The organism is Zhurongbacter thermophilus (assembly GCF_026184435.1).
Taxonomy (GTDB): domain Bacteria; phylum Coprothermobacterota; class Coprothermobacteria; order Coprothermobacterales; family JAADFF01; genus JAADFF01.
The window spans coordinates 1328132-1350242 of the sequence record NZ_CP046447.1 but is presented as its reverse complement, the minus strand read 5'-3'; the positions used below and the strand labels follow the sequence as shown (position 1 = coordinate 1350242).

The 22111-nt window shown below is 42.7% G+C and carries 27 protein-coding genes; 21 read left to right on the top strand and 6 right to left on the bottom strand.

What is annotated here, in order from left to right; genetic code table 11:
* Window positions 1–8: 8 nt before the first annotated feature.
* Together GM182_RS06820 and GM182_RS06815 are read left to right on the top strand one after the other, a co-directional pair.
* Window positions 9–1337, top strand: coding sequence for a hypothetical protein (locus GM182_RS06820; RefSeq protein ID WP_449186357.1), 1329 nt, complete (start codon window positions 9–11; stop codon window positions 1335–1337).
* A 16-nt stretch (window positions 1338–1353) separates the two neighbouring features.
* Window positions 1354–1749 carry a hypothetical protein gene (locus tag GM182_RS06815; protein ID WP_449186356.1) on the top strand — a complete coding sequence of 132 codons (396 nt, stop codon included), beginning with the start codon at window positions 1354–1356 and terminating at the stop codon, window positions 1747–1749.
* Between the two features lie 27 nt (window positions 1750–1776).
* On the opposite strand, the gene lgt is transcribed toward GM182_RS06815, so the two are convergent.
* A complete protein-coding gene (gene lgt / locus GM182_RS06810; protein ID WP_449186355.1) occupies window positions 1777–2616 on the bottom strand; it encodes a prolipoprotein diacylglyceryl transferase in 840 nt (279 codons plus the stop codon).
* Window positions 2617–2669: 53 nt separating this feature from the next.
* The gene (locus GM182_RS06805) at window positions 2670–3098 is read right to left on the bottom strand and encodes a PPC domain-containing DNA-binding protein (protein WP_449186354.1); all 429 of its coding nucleotides are present in this window, start codon (window positions 3096–3098) and stop codon (window positions 2670–2672) included.
* A gap of 153 nt (window positions 3099–3251) precedes the next feature.
* Between GM182_RS06805 and GM182_RS06800 the strand changes: the two genes are divergently transcribed.
* From GM182_RS06800 to GM182_RS06770, 7 genes are all read left to right on the top strand, one after another.
* On the top strand, window positions 3252–4445 hold the full coding sequence (locus GM182_RS06800) for a hypothetical protein (RefSeq protein WP_449186353.1): 1194 nt from the start codon (window positions 3252–3254) through the stop codon (window positions 4443–4445).
* A complete protein-coding gene (locus GM182_RS06795) occupies window positions 4442–4879 on the top strand; it encodes a hypothetical protein (protein WP_449186352.1) in 438 nt (145 codons plus the stop codon). Before GM182_RS06800 ends, GM182_RS06795 begins: the two co-directional genes overlap by 4 nt.
* A 4-nt stretch (window positions 4880–4883) precedes the next feature.
* Window positions 4884–5903, top strand: coding sequence for a hypothetical protein (locus GM182_RS06790; RefSeq protein ID WP_449186351.1), 1020 nt, complete (start codon window positions 4884–4886; stop codon window positions 5901–5903).
* A 76-nt stretch (window positions 5904–5979) separates the two neighbouring features.
* A complete protein-coding gene (kbl, locus tag GM182_RS06785; RefSeq protein ID WP_528085274.1) occupies window positions 5980–7149 on the top strand; it encodes a glycine C-acetyltransferase in 1170 nt (389 codons plus the stop codon).
* Window positions 7149–7937: a hypothetical protein gene (locus GM182_RS06780; protein WP_449186350.1), complete on the top strand. Its 789-nt coding sequence runs from the start codon at window positions 7149–7151 to the stop codon at window positions 7935–7937. Before kbl ends, GM182_RS06780 begins: the two co-directional genes overlap by 1 nt.
* A gap of 167 nt (window positions 7938–8104) precedes the next feature.
* Complete coding sequence (locus tag GM182_RS06775; protein ID WP_449186349.1) at window positions 8105–9433, top strand: hypothetical protein; 1329 nt, start codon at window positions 8105–8107, stop codon at window positions 9431–9433.
* A gap of 1 nt (window position 9434) precedes the next feature.
* A complete protein-coding gene (locus GM182_RS06770) occupies window positions 9435–9839 on the top strand; it encodes a hypothetical protein (RefSeq protein ID WP_449186348.1) in 405 nt (134 codons plus the stop codon).
* A gap of 23 nt (window positions 9840–9862) precedes the next feature.
* Here the strand turns inward: GM182_RS06770 and GM182_RS06765 are convergent, their stop codons facing one another.
* On the bottom strand, window positions 9863–10609 hold the full coding sequence (locus GM182_RS06765) for a pseudouridine synthase (protein ID WP_449186347.1): 747 nt from the start codon (window positions 10607–10609) through the stop codon (window positions 9863–9865).
* Window positions 10610–10694: 85 nt separating this feature from the next.
* Between GM182_RS06765 and GM182_RS06760 the strand changes: the two genes are divergently transcribed.
* The 10 genes from GM182_RS06760 to GM182_RS06715 all read left to right on the top strand — a co-directional run bounded on the left by GM182_RS06760 (window position 10695) and on the right by GM182_RS06715 (window position 16960).
* On the top strand, window positions 10695–11321 hold the full coding sequence (locus tag GM182_RS06760; RefSeq protein WP_449186346.1) for a GerMN domain-containing protein: 627 nt from the start codon (window positions 10695–10697) through the stop codon (window positions 11319–11321).
* 63 nt (window positions 11322–11384) lie between these two features.
* A complete protein-coding gene (locus tag GM182_RS06755) occupies window positions 11385–12272 on the top strand; it encodes an ACP S-malonyltransferase (RefSeq protein ID WP_449186345.1) in 888 nt (295 codons plus the stop codon).
* Window positions 12253–12975, top strand: a complete 723-nt coding sequence (locus GM182_RS06750; RefSeq protein WP_449186344.1) for an SDR family oxidoreductase — start codon at window positions 12253–12255, stop codon at window positions 12973–12975. Before GM182_RS06755 ends, GM182_RS06750 begins: the two co-directional genes overlap by 20 nt.
* 22 nt (window positions 12976–12997) lie before the next feature.
* On the top strand, window positions 12998–13237 hold the full coding sequence (locus GM182_RS06745) for an acyl carrier protein (protein ID WP_449186343.1): 240 nt from the start codon (window positions 12998–13000) through the stop codon (window positions 13235–13237).
* A 5-nt stretch (window positions 13238–13242) separates the two neighbouring features.
* Window positions 13243–14472, top strand: a complete 1230-nt coding sequence (gene fabF, locus GM182_RS06740; RefSeq protein WP_449186342.1) for a beta-ketoacyl-ACP synthase II — start codon at window positions 13243–13245, stop codon at window positions 14470–14472.
* Window positions 14469–14972 carry an RNA polymerase sigma factor gene (locus tag GM182_RS06735; protein ID WP_449186341.1) on the top strand — a complete coding sequence of 168 codons (504 nt, stop codon included), beginning with the start codon at window positions 14469–14471 and terminating at the stop codon, window positions 14970–14972. The genes fabF and GM182_RS06735 overlap by 4 nt, the downstream gene beginning before the upstream one ends.
* Window positions 14969–15283, top strand: coding sequence for a hypothetical protein (locus tag GM182_RS06730; protein WP_449186340.1), 315 nt, complete (start codon window positions 14969–14971; stop codon window positions 15281–15283). The genes GM182_RS06735 and GM182_RS06730 overlap by 4 nt, the downstream gene beginning before the upstream one ends.
* 3 nt (window positions 15284–15286) lie before the next feature.
* The gene (locus tag GM182_RS06725; protein WP_449186339.1) at window positions 15287–15703 is read left to right on the top strand and encodes a 3-hydroxyacyl-ACP dehydratase FabZ family protein; all 417 of its coding nucleotides are present in this window, start codon (window positions 15287–15289) and stop codon (window positions 15701–15703) included.
* Window positions 15704–16606 (top strand): nitronate monooxygenase, encoded by a 903-nt coding sequence (locus GM182_RS06720; protein ID WP_449186338.1) that lies wholly within the window; start codon window positions 15704–15706, stop codon window positions 16604–16606.
* 18 nt (window positions 16607–16624) lie between these two features.
* The gene (locus GM182_RS06715) at window positions 16625–16960 is read left to right on the top strand and encodes a hypothetical protein (protein WP_449186337.1); all 336 of its coding nucleotides are present in this window, start codon (window positions 16625–16627) and stop codon (window positions 16958–16960) included.
* A gap of 96 nt (window positions 16961–17056) precedes the next feature.
* Here the strand turns inward: GM182_RS06715 and GM182_RS06710 are convergent, their stop codons facing one another.
* Together GM182_RS06710 and gltX are read right to left on the bottom strand one after the other, a co-directional pair.
* Complete coding sequence (locus GM182_RS06710; RefSeq protein ID WP_449186336.1) at window positions 17057–17518, bottom strand: YbhB/YbcL family Raf kinase inhibitor-like protein; 462 nt, start codon at window positions 17516–17518, stop codon at window positions 17057–17059.
* Between the two features lie 228 nt (window positions 17519–17746).
* On the bottom strand, window positions 17747–19162 hold the full coding sequence (gltX, locus tag GM182_RS06705) for a glutamate--tRNA ligase (RefSeq protein WP_449186335.1): 1416 nt from the start codon (window positions 19160–19162) through the stop codon (window positions 17747–17749).
* Between the two features lie 61 nt (window positions 19163–19223).
* Here gltX and GM182_RS06700 point away from each other — a divergent pair, with 61 nt between their 5' ends.
* Both GM182_RS06700 and GM182_RS06695 read left to right on the top strand, forming a co-directional pair.
* Entirely contained in the window at window positions 19224–19658 is a 435-nt protein-coding gene (locus tag GM182_RS06700; RefSeq protein ID WP_449186334.1) for a hypothetical protein, read from the top strand.
* Window positions 19655–21445 (top strand): molybdopterin-dependent oxidoreductase, encoded by a 1791-nt coding sequence (locus GM182_RS06695; protein WP_449186333.1) that lies wholly within the window; start codon window positions 19655–19657, stop codon window positions 21443–21445. Before GM182_RS06700 ends, GM182_RS06695 begins: the two co-directional genes overlap by 4 nt.
* Here the strand turns inward: GM182_RS06695 and GM182_RS06690 are convergent.
* Entirely contained in the window at window positions 21442–22107 is a 666-nt protein-coding gene (locus GM182_RS06690) for a hypothetical protein (RefSeq protein ID WP_449186332.1), read from the bottom strand. The two genes, GM182_RS06695 and GM182_RS06690, sit on opposite strands and share 4 nt — an antisense overlap.
* Window positions 22108–22111 lie beyond the last annotated feature (4 nt).

Below are 22111 nucleotides of genomic sequence, written 5' to 3'. Positions count from 1 at the left end.
TGCATTATATGAAGAAATGGATGGGGGGCATCTTATCTATCGTTATTGTTTTAATGTTGTTGGTGTCGATTCCTCAAGAATTTGGAGATATAAAAATTCCATTGGTTATTGATAAGCACCATATTTACATTACAGTCTTAGACGATGGGAAGGCTGTAGCCACTGTGGGAAATATCTACTTTCGAGGGGGATATGCTGCTACCACTTATGGAACTTTGTATTTCTTCCAGAATGATTCTTTTAACAGTCCTCAATGGTTAGAAGTTCTGGTTGGTCCTCACGGAACTGCCTACAGATGGCAGCTATATGAGTTTGCTGGAAAAAGTTATATTTTAAATGCTTTCTACCATAAGAAAGAGAATTTACTGCAAAAGGCCGAACTATCGTTGCATGGTGATGGCACCAAGCAAGATAGATTATATGGTGGGAGTTTGCTCTCTTCGAATGACGATTATTATCTTCCAATGAATAAGGAAGCTGCTTTTTCTGAGGATGCTAATTTAGAGGATGTTGAACCTATCAAGGCGGGAACAGAACTTGCCCCTGATACAGATGTACTTATACAATACGATGTTCGTGGTACGGAGAATTACTATCAAAGTATACATGTGGAAGATGGCGTTAGAGTACAGCCTATACAGAAAATATATCAGGGGAACTTTAATGCTTTGGCTGTTGGTTCTGGGATTATTGTTAGAAAGGATAAGTTGAAAAGGGTACTATATAGCTTGGAAAATTTCCCATACAGCTTAGTAAAGGATATAGAGATATCCCGCACATATGTAAAGAGTATCAGTATGACTTGGAAGATCAAAGATACAAATCTCGGTAGTTATATAGATAATGCATTTCTATTTGGAGGTGATAACTTAGAAAACAGTGAGTTATTTAATCCGCCTATGGCAGGTTTCACAACGGCTAAAACAGCGGTGTCCTTTATTACCTTAACTACTACCGGGGTAACATCTACTGTGGAAAGTTTATATTTTTCACCTGTTTATACCTCTTATTGGAGTGTTGATAGAACCCATGCGCAGCTAACCACAGGGGGATTGTTTTCCATGCCTCTACAGCTTGCTTCACCATCATATTACGACATTTATAGCTGGTCTTTGCCCAATTATAAACCGAACGATTTGCCTATGATTCCTATTTATGCCAGTGTAGCGTGGACTGTTCCCAATTATACCCCCCAGGCACTCCTCTATATTGAGGGCAATGTGCTTGTTAGGGTATATGCAGATGTTCACTGGAATGATGGGTCTACAACGTCAATGATGCTAGATGTACCCATTCCTGTAAAACAGATTTTTAATGTGGTGGTGCCAAATGACTAACTGGAGTTTTATTTTTATGCATTCCTATTTGTTTAACATCGAATCGGTGTTCATTCTATGGCTTGTCTTATACACTGTTAGATCTTTAAGACACTATGTAAGATGGTGGCATGTCGTGCTTGCATTATCGGTGCTAGATATAATCTCGTGGTATATCTTGCCTGTTATAGGGGTATGGATATATTTTCCACCTATAAATACTGTGTTGTTGTTTCTATCAGTTTTTGTGTTCTACATTGCTTTGTGGTCGTGGGTAGGGTGGTTGGCAAATAGCGATAAATGGATAAAATCGGTGTTTATTGTCTTGTTGGTTATTGGGGGAGCACATACCCATGTTTTTATGATGTTGTCCTTTGCTGGGGTGGTTTTCTTAGTATATGCTATTCAAAGGCTGGTGCTGGAAAAGAAGTGATATTGGGGGCATAATGCCCCCTTTCTTTTATTCTTCCGTCTGTGGTTTTTCCACCTTTATCTTTTTCCACATGTATATATCGAAGAGCACTCCAATAATGACGGCAATAAGTCCAAATGTCTGCCCCTCTGTGAGTATGCCAAATACAACTTTCGGTTCTACCCTGACAAATTCTATAATGAACCTCACAGTGCCATACCATATGAACCACAAAGAGGCTGTAAATCCGGGAAAGTATTTGCCCTTTTCCTTCCACTTTCTTTCCACATAGAGCATGAGGCATATGCCAATGAGGTTAAGTGTGCCCTCGTACAAGAATGTGGGGTGAAAGGTGCTGTACTTAGCAAAGCTCATGCCTTCATAGAAACGCCTTTCTGGGGGAACAATAAGTGCCCACGGTACATTTGTTGGGTATCCCCACAGTTCTCTGTTGAAAAAGTTTCCCCACCTGCCTATAGCCTGCCCTAGTAGTATGCCAGGGGCGACGGCATCAAGATATCTAAGAAATGTATGCCACGGTATTTTCTTTACCCTTTCACATATGAGCACAGCTATAAGGCCTCCGAAGATAGTGCCAAAGATAGATAGGCCTCTGAGACCCACAAATTTACCCCCGACAATACCTATAATCTCGAGTGGGTGATGCCAGAAATATACGGGGTCGTAAAATAGCACATACCCCAGCCTTGCCCCTAAGATACCACCGATAATGGCACACAGGGCGAGATCATCGGCAAGATTTGTGTCAAGTTTCAGTTTTCTTACCCTGTAGGCATACACAATATAGCCTGCTATAGCCCCTGTGGCAAGAGAAATGCCGTAGAGATTAAATGGGGGCGGGTATGGTACCGCCCTGTTGAGTACCAAATACGCCCCCCAAAATACCGGTATCAGTATGAGAGAGAAGATACAGAGCTTTTTCATTTCCAGATGGTCAGTCCTGTCTCCTCATCGGGTTTTCTCTCAAGGGGCTGACCCTCGAGCACCTCTATAAACATCTCTACAAGAAGCACCTCTGCCTCCATGAGATGTCCACCAAACATCTTACCCTGATGGTCTCCCAGTGCCACATGGATGTGGGGGAATGGTTTGCCATCTTTCATAGAGATATTACCCTCACCGGCAATAACCTCATATGGTCCCTCGTTAAATTCAATGCCCACATAAGACTGTGTCTTGTCGTCGTAATATCCCACTTTGACCTTCTTAAAAGAGCCGATAAATGATACCTTACCCATCTTGATGTCTTTCTCTTCTAGCACTTTCTGAAGTGCCTCAAAGAAGTCCCCTCCCACGATACGAACAACCTCTGTTCTTCCTTCCTTGAATGTTCTTGTCAGTACATTCATGTCTATCACCTCCCTTTAGTAGTTTACTACAATGAAGTTTGCTGTGTAAGTTTTATGCTATATTATGTAAGAGCAAGAAATATTAATTAAATGCTATATTGTGTATGAAGTGTTTGTTAAATATTGTTTCAGATAATACTATGGGGGTTGGCGATGAAGAAAGTATTTTTGTTTGTTTATGAGTATCTTTCTGTATTTGTTATTATTTTGAGTCTGTGGTGGGCATCTGGTATTTTGGTATATTCCCACTTCTATCTCGGGGATATAGAAGGCACACTACATATGATGGTATATCCTGGTGGAAAGGCAGTAGCTTGGAACAGCTATAGACGCTCAGAAGGGCAGTATGTTTCCACTCCCTATGGCATGCTATATAGATATGAAAGTATTTACAAAGATATGATGTACATTGAATTCCAATATGTGCTTGTTGACAGATGTGGAAGAGGAGAATTTGATCTTTCATATTGGATGTTTAAAGGAAAATATGAGTGGGGTGGCTTTGGTTCGCTTCCTGATTTATGTCTGCGTGACCCTGATTATTTCTTCTATGCCGAAAAGTATATAACGGAGCATTACGGTAGACTTTCTAATGATTATATGGAGTATATAGATTTTCATTTTGTGGCAACGGCTACATATCCACCTTATTCAGATGATACCTATGTATGGGCTGATGTGGCAGGTTCCCTTTATCTGTCTGATATTCCTGTTTCTACTGTCCGCTTTGGTTATGAGCAAGATAAGGGGCGAGATGTCTACAGAGTAGGGTTTATTGTAGATGTGCCACTGTCAGATATTGTAATGAGCATAGATACCAATATGGAGATCAGCAAATATACCCATATAGAGACGATTAAAGATGTCAAAGGGGTGTATCTGCAGTATGCCAATGTTCGCTTCTTGGCCAAAGACATTACCGGTAAAGTGTTAAACGATGTATTTGTGACAGACAAAGATGCCCTAAGGGACTTCCGTATGTTTAACCCTCCCTATGCGGGTAATGTGATTTTTAACCATGCGATAACAGGTGATGGATATCGTGCTTCTATTTTAGATAGCCACTGGCGAGTGGAAAATGGCAAACTATTTCTGCATACGGGGGAGAAGTTTTTACTGCCAGCTGGTCATATCAGGTGTCCATATGGGCATATGAAGATTCCCGTCTATGTTTCTGTGAAAGGTGGAGCCATAAGGAATTATGGTGATAAGGCTTGGTTTCATATAAAAGGTGTGGTCATATTGAGAGTATTGGCAGATGTCTATTTAAGTGATGGAAGTATTACTACTATTTTCTTTGATATGCCCCTTTATGTGGATAGGACTATTCAGGTGGTGAATGAGTGATGGTGGATTGGGGATATGTGTTTATGCATCCCTTTGTGTTTAAAGTGGAGACGGTAATGTTTTTGGTACTGCTTGCATGGTTGTGGAAGAATTTTTGGCTGGATAAGGTGCATAACTATATTGCACTGTCGGTAACCTTCTTTGCATTGGAGCTCTTTTTCAATTGGTTTTTACCTTATATAGGTATATGGGTGTTTTTTCCACCTATGTCAATGTATAGCATAATCTTGGCTATCTTGCTTGCATCTGTATTTATGTGGGGAGCTATGGATGTTTGGCAGAAGCTACCCCGTGGTCTCAAGGTTTTATTGGGTGTTTTGGCTTTGCTGTCGGTTCTTGTGTTTCAACATTTCCTTATGTTATCTATGTGGTTGTCGCTGGCCGGTTTGTATTTCATTAAACAGTATGTAGATCTGGGACATTTTAAGGGGTGAGTGTATGTCTGAAAAGAAGTTTGGAGGATTACTTCTTAATCTTGTTGTTATCAGTTTTGCTGTTATGTTTCTGTTTGGCGATGGCATGTGGGTTTCTTTATCTACACATCGATGGTTTCGTATGGCTGTTTTTCCGTTGGCACAGAGGGCAAGATTCTTTGTGATTTCTCTTGTGTATAATGTGCTTCTGCTCATTATATTGCTGGGTATAGTATTTGCCATATGGCGTTATCGTTCTTTATTTCCTGTGTTTGGCATATTTGCATATGGTTTGTTTATGCAGGAGAAATCTCTATACTTAATATGGTATGACTTTACCCACGGTACTCATTACTTTAGTGGTAGTGTTGTCGTGGTATTGGCTTTAAGAGTTTTGCTTGTGGGTTTATCACTGGCTCTGCTCTATCTCCTAAAAAGGCCCACTAAATATAGTCTCTGGTCTTTTCCATTTGTCATTTTGCCTTACATGGGTAGTGCAATATTTATCATTTCTGCTACTCTTGATTACTTCCAGATAGATTTTCAGTCGTATCCGGAGTTTGTCATCACGGGCTTGGCCTTTTATCTCCTTGCCGAGCACTCTCACATGGTATTTTCCTGCTGTTTTCCCGAAGATGCGGCTTATCATGTCGTTGTTGCAGGTGTGATATTTCTACTTGCTATATGTTTAACTGGTGTTGTGTGGTTTAGATGGAGGTATTCACTGCCATTTATATTGGGTATTATTACATCTGTTATGTCTCTTATTGCACTGTATGGTGCCTATAAATATGGATATTTCCGGCCCAATTATCTGTGGCATGTATTCTTTATATGGGGACTGTTTGTCTTGTCTATTCAGTGGCACTACTGGAAGAGACTGCCTATATGCTCTGTTGTGGCTGTTTTATCGTTGCTGTTATTTGAAATGGGTTTGTTTCCCGAAGGTGGCGGTATTGTATTTGTCGGTATATTGCTTCTTCTGGGTTATATAAATCCTTATCTGTTTGAAAAACAGCCTTCTGTGTCTTATGCAACAACTTAAGTATGTCCAATGCGGTATACTATCTATGAAAATACCTTTAAAGGGGGGATATGTGGTGGAGGAAAAGCTGAAATGGATGGAAGAAGAGCTTGAGCGTCTCAAAGAAGAGGGAAGGTATGTTACCATACGCACCCTTGAGAGCCCACAGGGGGCATGGATTGTTGTTGATGGTAAGAAGGTTCTCAACCTATGTTCCAACAACTACCTTGGCTTTGCCAATGACCCAAGGCTGAAGGAGAATGCCAAGAAGTATATTGATGAGTGGGGTGTGGGCCCCGGTGCCGTGCGTACTATTGCCGGTACTATGAAGATACATGTAGAGCTTGAGAAGAAGCTAGCAGAGTTTAAGCGTGTCGATGCTGCCATACTGTTCCAGACAGGTTTCAATGCCAACCTTGGTGTTATTCCATCTGTTGTTGGTAAAGAAGATGTTATTTTCTCTGATAGGCTGAATCACGCATCTATCATTGACGGTGCAAGGTTGTCTAAGGCTAAGATTGTTGTCTATGAGCATATTGATCCCGATGATCTGTATAAAAAGATGAAGGAATATGCTCCAGAGTATAAGGGCAAGAGGATGCTTGTTGTCACCGATGGTGTGTTCTCTATGGATGGAGACATTGCACCACTTGACAAACTGTATGAGATAGCCAACGAGTTTAGTGCCATTATGATGGTAGACGATGCCCATGGTGAAGGTGTACTTGGTGAGGCAGGAAGAGGTATTGTTGACCACTTTGGTCTACACGGCAAAGTAGATATTGAGGTGGGTACCCTCTCCAAGGCATTTGGTATCATTGGCGGATTTGCAGCCGGTAAGCAGATTATCATAGACTACCTCAAGCAGAAGGCAAGACCATTCCTGTTCTCCTCTGCTCCAACTCCCGCAGATGTGGGTGCTGCCATGGCAGCTGTTGATGTGCTGATGGAGAGCGGAGAGCTTGTTGAAAGACTGTGGGACAATGCCAAGTACTTCAAAGAGAAGATGAAGGCTCTTGGCTTTGACACAGGTATCAGCCAGACACCTATTACCCCTGTAATACTCGGTGAGGAAAAACTGGCACAGGAGTTTTCTAAGAGGCTCTTTGAAGAGGATATCTTTGCACAGGCTATTGTCTATCCAACAGTGCCCCTTGGAACAGCCCGTATCAGGGTTATGATTTCTGCAGCCCACTCTAAAGAAGACCTTGACTTTGCAGTAGAGAAGTTTGCCAAGGTTGGCCGTGAGCTGGGGGTTATTAAATAGTGGCAAACGAAAGCCGTGAATTATTGTGGCTACTGGAGTCGGGAGGCTTTACAGGCTCTCCCGACTCTTTGATAATGGAAGCTTTAAAACAAAAGCCCCATGTTGTAAAGTTTGGAGATGACAGTCCATATACATGGAATGCACTACCTGTAACCGGTGCACGACCTGCCCCTATATACTTTTATGTGCTTAGAGAAGATCCCATAGCCCTTGTGGTACCCAGACAGGGTGAAGATATACTCTATATGCTTCCCGCATTTACCAAGGTGTGGAATGTATACAGACCTCAAAGACTTGATGTCACATGGGACGAAGCTACCAAGTCTTTTCTTGGCACTTTGGTACTTAGCGAGCCTGCTGTTTCTATTAAGGTAGATGTTCTGACACCATACCATGTGCATCCCAGCTCTATACCCGTGCTGAGTATAGTGACAGCAGAGGTAGATGTTTTGCCACCTGTGAATAAAGAGCTTGAAGAGAAGTTTAGGAAGGCAGAGAAAGATGGGAGTGCCAGTGCGATGTTTGCTAATCTTATTAAGACATATAAGCCTGAGGAGTTTATAGATAAATATATAGAGTACACAGGCTGGCGCAATCAATATGTTTTTATAGGTCATGTAGAAAGGGTGAAAGAGGACATTAACCCATTTACGGGGAGTAAATACCTTCATGCTTCTGTTGATATAGGACCCCTTACCTTAGACATGATGATATCTCCCCGATGGGGGGTAAAAGAAGGAGACCGTGTTAAAGGTATAGGCCTCTTGGAGATGTGGCTGGAACTGTAAGGGGTTTACTTCGTTATCTTCTTGGTATAAATCTTTCTCCCTGCTGTTTATAACTGCTGCTTAATCTCATATTGGTGGATTCTCAAATTACTTGTGTTATAGTAAAAGTTTTGTTATACTAATGTAAGATGTGTGAAGTGTGATGGTTTACCCATGGGGGTATGTATATGAATAAAAAGTTGTGGGGTGTTATTCTCAGTTTAGTAGTATTTGCCTTGTCTATTTTTCTCTTTGGGGGTTTTACTGTTTCTGCAAGGCATGTAAAATCTTCTATTGGAGGACATATGTGGATTGTATATGTAAGTGGAAAAATGGCAGCCTTTCACGATGGGACCCCAGATAGTGTCACTATTGATGGTAAGCGATATGAAGGATGGCATTATGACACCCCATATGGCACCCTTTATGATATGTATTTTTACAGTGAAGATAACAAAACTACAGGTAATCTGATGATACTATTGGGTGATGTTACATATTCCTATGTGTGGAATATCTATCAATTCGATGAAGACAAACATTCTTATGTCCCCATTTTTTCTGATAGTTATGGCAATGGTGTATATAAGGCAATGAGTTATTTGGCATCGGCGAATATGTATGCTTCCCAGTCAACTTCACAGGTTTCTCTTGGAGGAAATTATAAGCTTCTGACAAATAGTCAAGGTCATTTTCTCAGCCCCCATGGGTATAGTGCAGATGATGTGTACGGACCTATTAAGAAATACTCTGTTGTGTTTCCTTATATAAATGCAAGTATTAGTTCATGTAAAGGCGAGAAGAATATTGGTTTTAGCGGTGGAATAAAGGTTTTGCCACTGGTAAATATAAGAAGCTCTCAAGAAGAGTATAAAGTTGTGGGTATTGGGCTATTTATCAGAGATGATATGACCCAGGCGTTAATGTCTGAATATGCCTCTGCATATGGTGTCTCATATCTTTCTCCTCAGCTGGTGGGTTTTAGTAGTATGAATCTTCACTTTGGCATATATAAAGATACATTGCTTGACTTCACAGGATGGGTCAAAGCTGGAGATAGTGAAAGGTTTATAAATCCCTCTCATTTTCGGTGGATTAGTGCTTTTTCTGGCGCTGAAGATGACGGGAAGATATCTGGTAGTGCTACGGTTTATAACCTTAGGAAAGAAAAAAGCTATGTTTACTGGCAGGCTGAAGACTCTACCGGTGAAATGCAGCTGCAAACTTATGGTTTGTTACCGATATTGTTATCGCACAGTGGAAATATAGATGAGTCCCTTTGGTATAACTTGAACTACATTCCCGATACATCATTTGTTCCCATTTATGCTACATACGATATGGGAGCAGAGAAAAACCATGTGGCCCAGATACATGGCACCGTATGGTTGCATGTGGCATCTAAAATTTATTGGCAAGGTAGTGGCATTTATTGGCAAGGTAGTGGCCACTCGGCATGTACTGCAGTTATTAGTGCACCAATATATGTCAATATGAGATTTAGGGTGGTAGACTAAGATGTGTTATCCATGGATGGGAAAGCCACATACTCTGGTTGCCATGCTAATCATTGTGCTACTTGTAAAAAGGTGGTATAAACACATTCCTTGGTATGTTATGGGAATATTGGCATTTACTATCGACCTCGTTTTTCGTCATCTATTTCCCATCTGGGGTATATGCCAAATGACCTATGTGTTTTTCTTTCCATGGCTATCGCTTATGTTTGCCCTTGCCATGTGGCTGAGCGTGTTTTGGCTGATAGAAACACTTAGATACTATGTCATCTTGCCCTATGTCTTAACAGTGTCTGCCGTTTATTTCTTTACAGGTATGTGGTTTTCGCATGCCATTTATGGGGTAGTTACAACTGTGTTTGTCAGTCTTACATTGGCAGGGCTGGCCCAGGTAATGTCAAAGTAAAAAGGGGGAGCATCGCTCCCCCTCTATTTCTCTTCTTCCTCTGCCATACCAACAGCCTTTTTCAGAGCCTCTATTTCTTCTTCTGTGAGTTCTCGCCACTGGCCGGGTTCAAGCTCTTCATCAAGGGTCAGTGGCCCATATCTCAGCCTTTTGAGATAAGAAACTCTGCTTCCGCAGGCACCTATAATGCGTTTTACCTCGTGGTATTTGCCCTCTGTCAGTATCATATGCAGTTTGGCACCATCTTCTTCGTTTTCTATGATGTCATAGTCTTTGACCTTCATGAGTGTGCCACTTTTTTCCAGCACAAGGCCCTCTTCTTTGGCCTGCCTTAGCATATCTTCATTGATTTTCCCTTCAGTTTCTACATAGTATTCTCTCTCCACCCTATATTTAGGAGATATAAGCCTATGGCCCAAGATGCCGTCTGTTGTAATGATCAGTAGGCCTTCGGTATTTTTATCTAATCTGCCTACAGGAAACATCTTATGTACCAGTGGATGGTCTATAAGGTCCATAACTGTGCCATGGAAATCATCTTCTGTGGCTGTAATGACACCTTGGGGCTTATTAAGCATAATATATACATGCTCTGTAGGCCAAGGTACAATTTCGCCCGATACCTCTACAACGTCTCCCTTTTGCAGTTTATATGAAGAGTCTCTGACAACTTTGCCATTAACTGTTACTGCCCCTTTACGTATGAGATTTTTCTTTACACCTTTTCTTGTGCCAAATCCAGACCATACAAGGTATTTATCTAGTCGCATACTGCCACCTCCTACTTATATATTACCTGTTTCATATGCGGAATATGGGAGTAGAATAAAATGGGTATAAAAGGAGGTGCTAAAGTTGAGTAAAAACAAAAAATTGCGTATGTGGATATATTTCACTCTGCTTGTTATTGCTCTCATGATTGTTGTTATTGCCGTTCATTTTTCCCGTGAAAGGGAGATTAATCCAAAACCAGGAAGTGGAACACAGTCTATTACTTCGTCTGGTTCTGTGGAGTCTAATAACTATCAGGCATATAAAACAGCTACTATTACTTTCTATATGCTAACGCTGAAAAATGGAGAAGATTTATCACTGGCTACTGTTACTCTAACTGCATCGCTTCCTGATACATCTACCGAAGCACTTATAAAGGTGGCTTTGGAGTATCTTGCCAATCCTCCTGTAAAGATTGATGGCATGTATCCTGTACTGCCCAGTGGTACAAAGGTAAAGAAAGTGGAAATTAAAGATGGTGTTGTGTATATAGACTTTTCTAAGGAAATTTTGTTTCCTAAATACCCCAGTGCCACCTCTGAAAGCCTAGCCCTGTGTGCTATTGCTGGTATACCAGCCCAGTTTGGCATAGATAGCACATATATCACCGTAGAGGGTAAATCCTCTGGCCCTATTGACGGTAAATATGTGGAGGATTTCTGGGGACATGTTGGGCTTAGTGACCAGCCATTGCATCCGTGTAAGTAATGTGTAACAATAACATACTTCCTCCTATCTAATAAGGTGAATACATAGAAAGGGGTGGGTGTGATGGGTAAGGTAGCATGGGCATTTGCAGGACAAGGTAGTCATATAGCACAGATAGGTAAGTATCTGCCAGAGGATATTAAGGCCTCTATAGAAAAGAGACTGGGTAAAGATTTTCTCTCTGTGCTTGAAAATGGTACAGAAGATGAAATAAAGAAGAGTATTTATGCTCAGGTAGGCATAATGGCATATACCTATGCGGCTGCCAGGCAGGCTATGAAAGAAGGACAAAGACCTGATGTGGTGCTTGGTCATTCCCTTGGTGAATATACAGCTGCTTTGGTAGGTGGACTAACAGATTTTGAGACCATGCTTGAAACAGTCTATCTCAGGGCAGAGTATATGGATAGGTATGCCCCAGAAGGCTTTATTCTTATTGTATTTAAGCCTCTTGAGCAGGTGAAGGCTATGCTTCCTATGGCTCCAGTAGACCTTTATCTGTCTAATATCAACGCGGAGAATCAGACACTGGTTGGTGGTGTTATAGAAGACTTTGAGAAGGCCTATGAGTTTTTCAAGGGCATGGGCTGGAAAGTAAGGAAACTTGATGCTGCCAGCATACCATTCCATACACCACTTATGGAACCAGTAAGACAGAAATTTGCAGAGGTTGTGGACCGTATACCCGGCGAGACGCTGGAGATACCACTGTATAGCAATGCACAGGATGAGTTTGTTGTTGGTCCTGTTAGGGTGAAATTGGGTCTTCTTGATGGTATACAGACTCCTGTAAATTGGGTGCGAGCTGTGAAGAGACTGAAGGAGTATGGTGTTGATACTATTGTTGAGTTTGCACCGAAACCGGTGCTTTCCAAATTGACAAAGCGTATAGATAGAAGTATGAAAACTGAGGTGTACGAGGTGAAGAGACTTGAAACTGAACTTGAATGACAAGCACATTGTTGTTATTGGTGCTTCTGGTGGCATAGGACTTGCCACAACTAAAGCCCTTCTTGAGGAGGGGGCTACCGTTCACGCAACATATCGCAGTGGACTAAAGGGACTTGCAGACATAGAAAGCGACAAACTCTTTACGTATCAAGTAGATGTCAGAGACAGACAGTCTCTAAAGGCATTTTTTGACTCGCTAAAAGAAGTTCATGGCATGGTTTATGCCTCAGGTATTACCAAAGATAACCTCCTTATGAGGTATAAAGAGGAGTACATAGACGATGTTGTAGATGTCAATCTGAAGGGTGCAATACTTGCCACGAAATATGCCATCTTGAAGATGAGGAGAGGTGGCGGTTCTATTGTGCTCTTGTCCTCTATTGTTGGTATCACTGGCAACATAGGGCAGTCTATATATGCTGCTACAAAGTCCGCAATGAGCGGATTTATTAAAAGTGTTGCCCTTGAGATGGGCAGAAAAAATATCCGTATTAATGCTGTTGCCCCGGGGTTTGTTGATACACCTATGACACAGGTATTGCCTGATGTTATTAAAGAAGAGTATATTAAGAGATGTCCTCTAAGACGTATAGCAACACCTGATGAAATTGCATCGGTGATAGGCTTTTTGCTATCAGAAAAAGCTTCCTATATTACAGGACAAACGATTGCCGTAGATGGCGGAGCATCACTGGGAATATAAAACATAAAGGGGGTTGATGAACATGACCAGAGAAGAAATCATGAACAAACTCACAGAGATTCTCAAAGACAGAGGCTTTGATACAGATGGTATTACAGAGGAGAGCAAGCTTGTCGATGACATTGGTCTTGACTCTCTCGACCTTGTAGACCTCACAATGGATATTGAAGATGCCTTTTCTATCCAGATACCAGATGAGGATCTTCCCAAACTGGATACTGTCGGTAAGGTTGTTGATTATATCTTAGAAAAGGTAGGTTGATAACCATGCGTGTTGTGGTTACCGGTATGGGGGCCGTGAGCCCTCTTGGTATTGGTGTAGCCAAATTTAAAGAAGGAATTTTTAGTGGTGCCAATGGTATAGATACCATTCCCGAGCTTGTGGAGTGGGGCCTGCCTGTAACATTTGGTGGTAAAGTATGGGATTATAAAGATGAAGATTTCTTCGATAGGAAGGAGTCTCGCCGTCTTGATAGATTTTCCAAGCTTGCCATTGTTGCCGCTGAAGAGGCTTGGAAAGATGCAGATATTAAAGACTATGATCCGTACAGGGTTTCAACCATTATTGCCACAGGCATGGGAGGTCTTGATACACTGGAAAAAAACAAAGAGATTCTATTGAAGAAGGGGCCTCGTTATGTATCTGCCCTTTCTGTACCTATGCTGATACCTAACATGGCAGGTGCCAATATAGCGCTGAGACTCGGTTTAAAGGGACAATCGTTTACACCAGTTACAGCCTGTGCCTCTTCACTTGATGCCATAGGTCTTGCCTATAGGCTACTGAAGGCTGGTACAGCCGATGTAGCAGTTGTGGGAGGAACAGAGGCAGGATTGACACCTTTGGGTGTTTCCGGTTTTGCATCTGCAAGGGCATTGTCTCGTAGAAACGATGATCCCAAGCATGCCTCCAGACCGTTTGACAAAGACCACGATGGTTTTGTTATGGCTGAGGGTGCAGCGGTGCTTGTTATAGAAACTTTGGAACATGCCATGAAGCGTGGGGCCAAGATATATGCAGAGATAGTGGGCTATGGTGCTACATCTGATGCATATCACATCACAGCACCTAATCCTGAGGCAGACACCCAGGCTAAAGCCATAGAGCTTGCCATGGAGGAGGCGGGTATCCAGCCCGAAGATATAGACTATGTCAATGCACACGGTACATCTACACCTGCCAATGACACGACAGAGACCAAGGTGCTGAAGAAGGCTTTAGGTGAGTATGCTTACAAGGTGCATATATCCTCTACTAAGTCTATGACAGGACACCTTCTTGGCGGTGCCGGTGCTATTGAGGCTATAGCCACAATACTTGCCATCAATGAGGACATGGTACCACCAACCATTAACTTTGAAGAACCAGATCCAGAATGCGATCTCAACTATACACCGAATGAGGCTGTGAAAAAAGATATTAGATATGCACTGAAGGAGTCATTTGGATTTGGTGGGCACAATAGTGCTGTTATCTTTAAGAGGTGGGAAGAGTGAATGAAAAAGACCTTATCAAACGGGCTAAAAAAGGCGATGTAGAGGCATTTGAGAAGCTGTTTGCCCGATTTGAAAGGGATATATATACATTGGCATATCGCTTTGTAGGAAACAAAGAAGATGCCGAAGATGTGCTGCAAAATGTTGCCCTCAAGATGTGGGAGCATTTAAAAGGTTTCAAAGGCAAATCGTCCCTGTGGACATGGCTCTATCGCATTACCGTTAATGAATCTATGCGTATGCTGAGGCATAGGAAAAGCACATATAGCCTGCCGAGGTATCTTAGCACACCGTCTCCCGATATACATCTGGAGATAGAAGACCTGCTTATGAGGTTGCCAGATAGGGAGAGGGCTGTCATACTGCTAAGAGATGTCTATAACTACACGTTTGAAGAGATAGCCGATATGATAGGCACTTCACCCGGTAATGTGAGGGTCATTCTTCACAGGGCAAGAAAACATCTGAAAGCCATGTGGGTAAGGGGGAAAAAGGCATGAAGATGGCAGAGTTTATCAGGGGAGAATTGACTCCTGAAGAAGAGATGCGTATTGAGAAACTTATCGCCACAGACCCTAAAGCAAGGGCGGAATATGAGGAGTGGCAAGAGTTCTTTGGTAGCTTGGCTCTTCTTTCGCGGTATACTCATAAGCCCAAGAGCAGGCAGTGGAGAGAAGCTGTTAGAATAAAAGAAGAAGAAGAGCGATATAGAAAGAAAAAACTTATTACAGGTATTGGTATCATAACAGGTGTTATAGGAGGTGCTGCAACGGCTGCAGCCATTACATATCTTGCAATAAGGAGGAAATGATACATGAAGCAGATACCCTTACCACACAAGTGGCCCATGCTGTTTGTTGATGACTATGAGCTAACAGAAGATGGAATAATAGGATACTACACTGTAGATGAAAAGCTGCCGATATTTGAGGGTCATTTTCCCGGTAATCCCATTATGCCGGGGGTGCTCCTTGTTGAAATGATAGCTCAGGTTGGTGGAATTCTTGTATATCATCTAATGGATAAAGAGTTTCATAATCCCGTTACACTTCTTACAGATGTAAAGAATGCACGTTTTAAAGAGATTGTCAGACCTGGTGATCGGCTGCAGATAAATGCAAAGGCGACACCACTAAAAGCAGGTCTTTATACTATAGATGGACAGGTAGAAAAAGATGGTAAAGTATGTGCAAAGGCTACAGTTAGGGTACTTGTGAGGGAGGGAGAGTAGGTGGATATCTGCGACCTATTGGGTATAGAATACCCTATATTTCAGGGTGGTATGGCTCATGTGGCAAAGGCTCCACTTGTGGCAGCTGTGTCAGAAGCGGGGGGGCTTGGCATAATAGGTGGCGCCGGTATGAAGCCTGAGGAGCTGAGAGAAGAGATTAGAAAGGTGAAGAGACTGACTTCTAAACCTTTCGGTGTCAATCTCATGCTTCTTATGGGCTATATAGAGGATCAGATAAAAGTGGTGATAGAAGAGGGGGTTCCTGTTGTCACCACGGGGGCTGGTTCCCCGGCGCCATTCCTTAAAGAGCTTAAGGAACATGGTGTAAAGGTTTTTCCCCTTGTCGGTTCAGCCTCTCTGGCTGTTCGTATGGAGCGTATGGGGGTAGATGGTGTTGTTGTTGAAGGCAAAGAGTCAGGAGGACATATAGGCCATGTGTCAACTCTTCCGCTTCTAACGGCTACCCTGCAGAAGATAAAGAAGGTACCTGTTATCGTTGCCGGTGGTATTGGTGTGCCCGAGGCTGCCCAAGCTATGAAGGTGCTTGGTGCTGCTGGTATCCAAATGGGTACACGCTTTGTTGCCTCTGAGGAGGCACCTGTCAGTGATACATATAGGGAAATTGTACTTAAGGCAAATGAACGTTCTACTGTAGAGGTAGGTTATCGGTTTAGACATGGTATGCGACTCTATAAAAATGCTCTTGCCCGCAAACTACTAGATGCTGAGATGAAAGGTGACGAAAAGCTTTTTGAGCAGCTTGCCCGTGGCACACTCCGCAGAGCCGTAGAGGATGGGGATCCTGACGGTGGGATGTATATGATAGGGCAGTCGGCAGGTAGTATATGGGATATAAAGCCCGTGGCCGAGATTATAAAAGATTTTGCAAAGGTGTTAAAATAACATTTGGAGGTGGTGGTCATGGGGCTAATGGACAACATCAAGAAAACCGCTGAAACAGCAGGTCAGAAAATGAAAGTACTTGCAGATATAGCAAAACTTACAGCGGAGAAAAAGAGGGTGCTTACCCTTATGAAAAAGACATATGAAGATGCCGGTGAAACCATTATGTCTTTATATAGAGATAAGCGTGATGCCCACGCACTGGAACCTGTGCTTGACGACTTTCTTGAAAGAATTTTGAAACTGGAGCAGGAACTGAGGGATATAGAAACCCAGATTGCCGCTAAACGTCGTGAGGCGGTTGAAGCGGGTGTAGATGAAACAGAGATAAAAAAGGCTGAAGAGGTGGAATAATATTTTTTCAGTAATAAGAAGGGGCGGGTATATGCCCGCCCCTTTTCTCTTGTCCTGATTTTTCGGACACATTGTCCGAGATTAGGGGACAAAGTGCTATCTGCTGTATACGGCTATAGCTTCACCCCATGCAAGAATATGCCCTTTCATGGCTTTTTCAAGCATCTGTTTGGTAACATTGCCCGATAAGTTTAATGTGCTGTCAAGGGCGTATATCTTAATGTGATAGTGATGGTCCCCATGGCCCCTTGGTGGACAAGGTCCTCCATAGCCTATCTTATGAAAATCATTGATGCCCTGCGTGAAAGATATACCATCTTTTACGGCATTTCTTGTCTTGGGCACTGCCTCGGGTATGGTAGATGTTGGTGTGATGTTCCATGCTACCCAGTGTACCCATGTGCCTACCGGGGCATCTGGGTCATCCATAATAATAGCCAGTGCCTTTGTGCCTCCCGGTATATTCCCAACATGTATCTTGGGAGATATATCTGCCCCATCGCATGTATACTGACGGGGAAACCTCTGAAAATCAAGTGATACACTCAGCGTTTTCATATTATCCACCCCCTGCGAACATGCAGATAATGAAATAAACATGACAATGAAAATGACCCAGAAAAGCTTTTTCATAACCCCCACCTCTATAAGTATTGTATTACAAAGGTTTTCATGAAGGTTTTTATGTTGTCCCACTTTTTGAAACGCTTTGTCCCGATATGTGGGACAAAAAATAAAAAGGGGCCCATCTGGACCCCTTTCCTGAAGATGATGAGATAACTATATTTACACTTGCGATGCAGCTTTTCTTAGTCTTCTAACGACGGTGTCTTTGGGCATAGCCTCAAGCATATGGAACAAAGAAGGGCCAACGGTCTTTCCAGATACGGCTATTCTGACAATAGGGAAGAACTTTCTTGGCTTAAACTCTTTTTTGGCTGCCACATCTCTCATAGCCTGCTCGATGTTTTCTGCATTCCACTGGGGCAGTGCCTCAAATGCATCGGCAAGGTCTGCCAGCGCTGGCACCATATCTTTTCCCTTTTCCCACTGCTTCTGAGCTTTTTCATCCCACTGGAAGTCATCTGTGAAGAAGAAATCTCCCTTGTCAACAAAGTCAAGAAGGGTATATGCCCTTTCCCTGAGAAGCTCAAGCACAACTTCCCAGTTGTCGGGCCACTGATAGCCTTTTTCCTCCATAAATGGCTCAAGTTCCTTTTTCAGTTCTTCAAGAGACAGTCTCTTGAGATGTTCCCTGTTGATGTGTCTTAGTTTGTCGTGGTCGAACACAGCAGGGTGGGATGTAATCTTATTTATATCAAAAAGCTGTATAAGTTCTTCGGGCTCATAAACCTCTCTGTTCTCCTCGTAGGAAGCACCAAGGAGTGCCAAGAAGTTAAACATGGCCTTGGCAAGGTAGCCCTGCTTCTTATACTCCTCTACAGATACTGCACCATGTCTCTTAGAGAGCTTTGTCTTGTCTTCACCAAGAATCATGGGTATGTGTGCAAACTTAGGCACATCCCAACCCAGTATCTCGTAAAGGATAATCTGCTTTGGTGTATTGGAGATATGGTCTTCTCCACGCATAACGAGGGTGACACCCATGTCGTGGTCATCTACAACGACGGCAAAGTTGTATGTTGGTGTTCCATCAGAACGTACAATGATAAAGTCATCAAGCTCAGATATCTTGATGGATATATCACCTTTGACGAGGTCATGCCACTTGATTTCTCTGTCAGGATTTTCATCGGGTAGTTTAATACGGATGGCAGGTTTTCTACCCTCAGCCCTCAGTTTCTCCTTTTCCTCTTCAGACAGATATAGGCATCGACGGTCATATTTGTAGGGTTTACCCTGTTTCTGTGCCTCTTTTCTGCGAGCCTCAAGCTCCTCAGGTGTGCAGAAACACTCATAGGCAAGTCCATTATCAAGAAGGTACCCCACAACTTCTCTATACCTTTCCATGCGCTTAGACTGGTAATATGGCCCCTCATCCCAGTGAAGACCTAGCCATTTCATAGACCTGAGAATCTGTTCAGAGTACTCAGGTTTCGACCTCTCTGGATCTGTGTCTTCTATTCTTAAAATGAATGTGCCTCCCACCTTTTTGGCATACAGATAGTTAAATAGTGCCGTTCTGGCACCTCCAACATGTAAGTATCCTGTGGGAGATGGTGCAAATCTTAACCTCTCCACTTCAATCCCTCCTTATAGATTTTTCTTTATCACTATTATAATGGTTGTAGAGGTGATGGCGGTGAAAGATGATAGACTTTATCGCACATATATGCTTCTCTTGTGGGAAGTGTTGGAAGATAAGCTTGGCAAGAAACAGGCTGATCTTATAATGGGTAAGATATACAATAAGTTTACCGCTGCAGGAAAGAAAGATATTAAGTCTGTTGCATATGCCATTTTAAAAGAAGAGCTAGGCGATGAGGGTATTGCCATAATAGATGAAGTTGATAGAGAATTTGAGCAGATAAAGAGAAAAATAGCATCTGTGCAGAAGACAGGACTTGCCATCACCGTTGCCCTGATATTCCTCGTGGGTTTTTCTGTGGCTGTGAAGGCGCTGAATTTTCTCACAATACCACTTATTGTAGTGCTTCTCTTCTTGCCTGTCATTCTCATGTTATATACGCAGAATGCTTTGTCGGCAGTTTTTGTTAGGAGGAAACATAAGGAGTGAAGTATGTAACCTGTCCTCGCAACTGCTTCGATGGATGCCAGTTTGTGTATAGAGACGATGTACTTGTTCCCCGTAGGGACCATCCCGGTACCGATGGTATTACATGTCCGAAATCTCAGTTTCTTCTGAACACCGCAAAGCACAAAGATAGAATTACAATGCCTCTCTTCAAAACGGGAGATGGCTGGGGGGCAGTGTCTCTTGATGAGGCACTGAATATAGTGACAAGACAGATAGAGAGACATACCCGCACCATACGCATAGACTATTCTGGCAATATGATGCTCCTGTCTCGTCGTTTTCATCATAGGCTTTTTCATGTTCTTGGTGCTCCAGATATAAGATGGGATATATGTGCCGAGGCAGGGTCTGAGGGCCTTAGACAGTCGTGGGAAATAGGCTATGGTATGGATATTGGTGACATGAAAGGTTCAGACCTCGTTATTATCTGGGGGGCCAATGTAGAACAGACATCGATTCATGCATTTACATATGCTTTGCAGACAAAACGGGCAGGGGGCAAGGTATTTGTTGTAGATGTGCTCCACAATGAAACGGCAAAGCACTTTGAACTTGTCAGGATAAACCCCGGTGGAGATGTAGCACTGGCTCTTCAGATAATGCTTGTGCTGAAAGATGAGGGCTATCATGTACCTGTAGATATTCCCCTTTCTATAGACGAGCTTGAGAGTATATCAGGTTTAGGATATGACGATGTCAGAAAGCTGGCTCATGCTATGAAAAATGCCAAGAAGCCGTTTATCTTTATGGGATATGGTTTCCAGAGGAGAGAAGGCGGAGGTATGGCTGTTAGACTCATATCTCTCCTTCCATATATTACTCATAGAAAGCCACTCTTTTACTACGATAGGCCGGCTTACGGTATAGACACAGACTATGTCAGTGGAAGACACCTTGCTACTGGTGAGGTGTTTAGTCTCACCCAGATGGCAGAGCATATAAAGGATATGGAAGATACTGTATTTGTTGTCATGAATGCCAATCCTGTGAACACCTTGCCTAAAGGTCATGTTATAGCCGATGTGTTGGAAAGACCTTCTAACTTCACCGTCGTTCATGAGCTGTTTATGACAGATACGGCACGGTATGCCGACCTTATTATTCCCGCTGCTGCATCTGTAGAGTATGAAGATGTCATGATATCCTATGGCCACAGGTATGTGGGGCTGAACAGCAGAATATACACTCCTCCAGAGCATGCCATAAACAATATGGATTTTGCAAGAGAGATTGCACATAGGTTAGGACTTACTCAGCCAGAGCTGTATGAAGAAGACTGGCATGTTATAGAGCATGTTCTTGGGAAAGCCGGTGTTGATATAAATATGCTTATGGAAATAGGTTATGCACCTCTACCAGATATCCATACACGAAAAGAGCCCATTTCCCCACAGTGGCAGGAGATAGAAAAGTACATAGGGCCTCATATAGAAAAGGAAAAGTTCATGCTTCTAACACCGTCGTATAAGTACCGTATCCACTCCCAGTATTGGGTGTTTAGGCAGACAGAAGACGAAGTACTTATCTCTCCCGATGATGCAGAGGCCATGGGCATTGAAGATGGGGACAAGGTCTTGCTGAAAAACCAAAGCGGGCAGATGGTGGCCACTGCCCGCATATCAGATGATGTTGTACCCGGTGTACTGAGGATGTTTCATGGGAGCTGGGGAAGTCAACTGGCTTCCCTCATCAACATAGAGCTTTCCGATATGGGACCAAACTCTAAGGTGTCTGATACATTTGTGTCTATAGAGAAACTATATTAGTAGGCGTCTTCATATTTTACCTTTACCTTGCTAAATAGGGGATCTAAATCCGTGATGTAAGGTTTGCCCGGTTCTTTGATGTAAGTTTTTCCTTTCTCAAGTTTCTTTTCTATCTTAGAGAGGACTTCATATCCATTAAAGCTGGGCAAATTGAAAAGGTCGTATGTTAGCTCATATGTGACTTTTTTCCAGCCCCCACTGGTCTGGAAGAGCATCTGAAGTGTATCTGTGATAAGGATATTATGAAAACCTATGTGGCTAAGGTCGGGACCCGGTATATCAAGCAGAGACTTGAGATAGTCTATATTTATCCTTTCTTTCTTGGTTGTCCACTGGTTTTCTTTGAGGGGCCCATCTCCGGTCAATGTGATTTTTCTCTTCGGTGTTTTTAGGTGCAGGTCTATATACTCTTCGGGGTTGTCTATGCCAAACTTTTCCTTGAGCATCTGTAGAGCCTCAATGACTTCTTCAATCTGGGCTTTGGAGGAGAAACTTGTCTCACTACCTTTGTTTATTGACTGGCTACGTTTGTATTCGTGTAGTGTGCCTTGCCAGCCATCAGAATATACGACCTTGTTCTTCGCACTTCCTATCATGCTCTTGGCAATGCCAAACAAGACAAGCACTACAAAGATGATAATACCAATTGTGAGTTCGTTCATAATA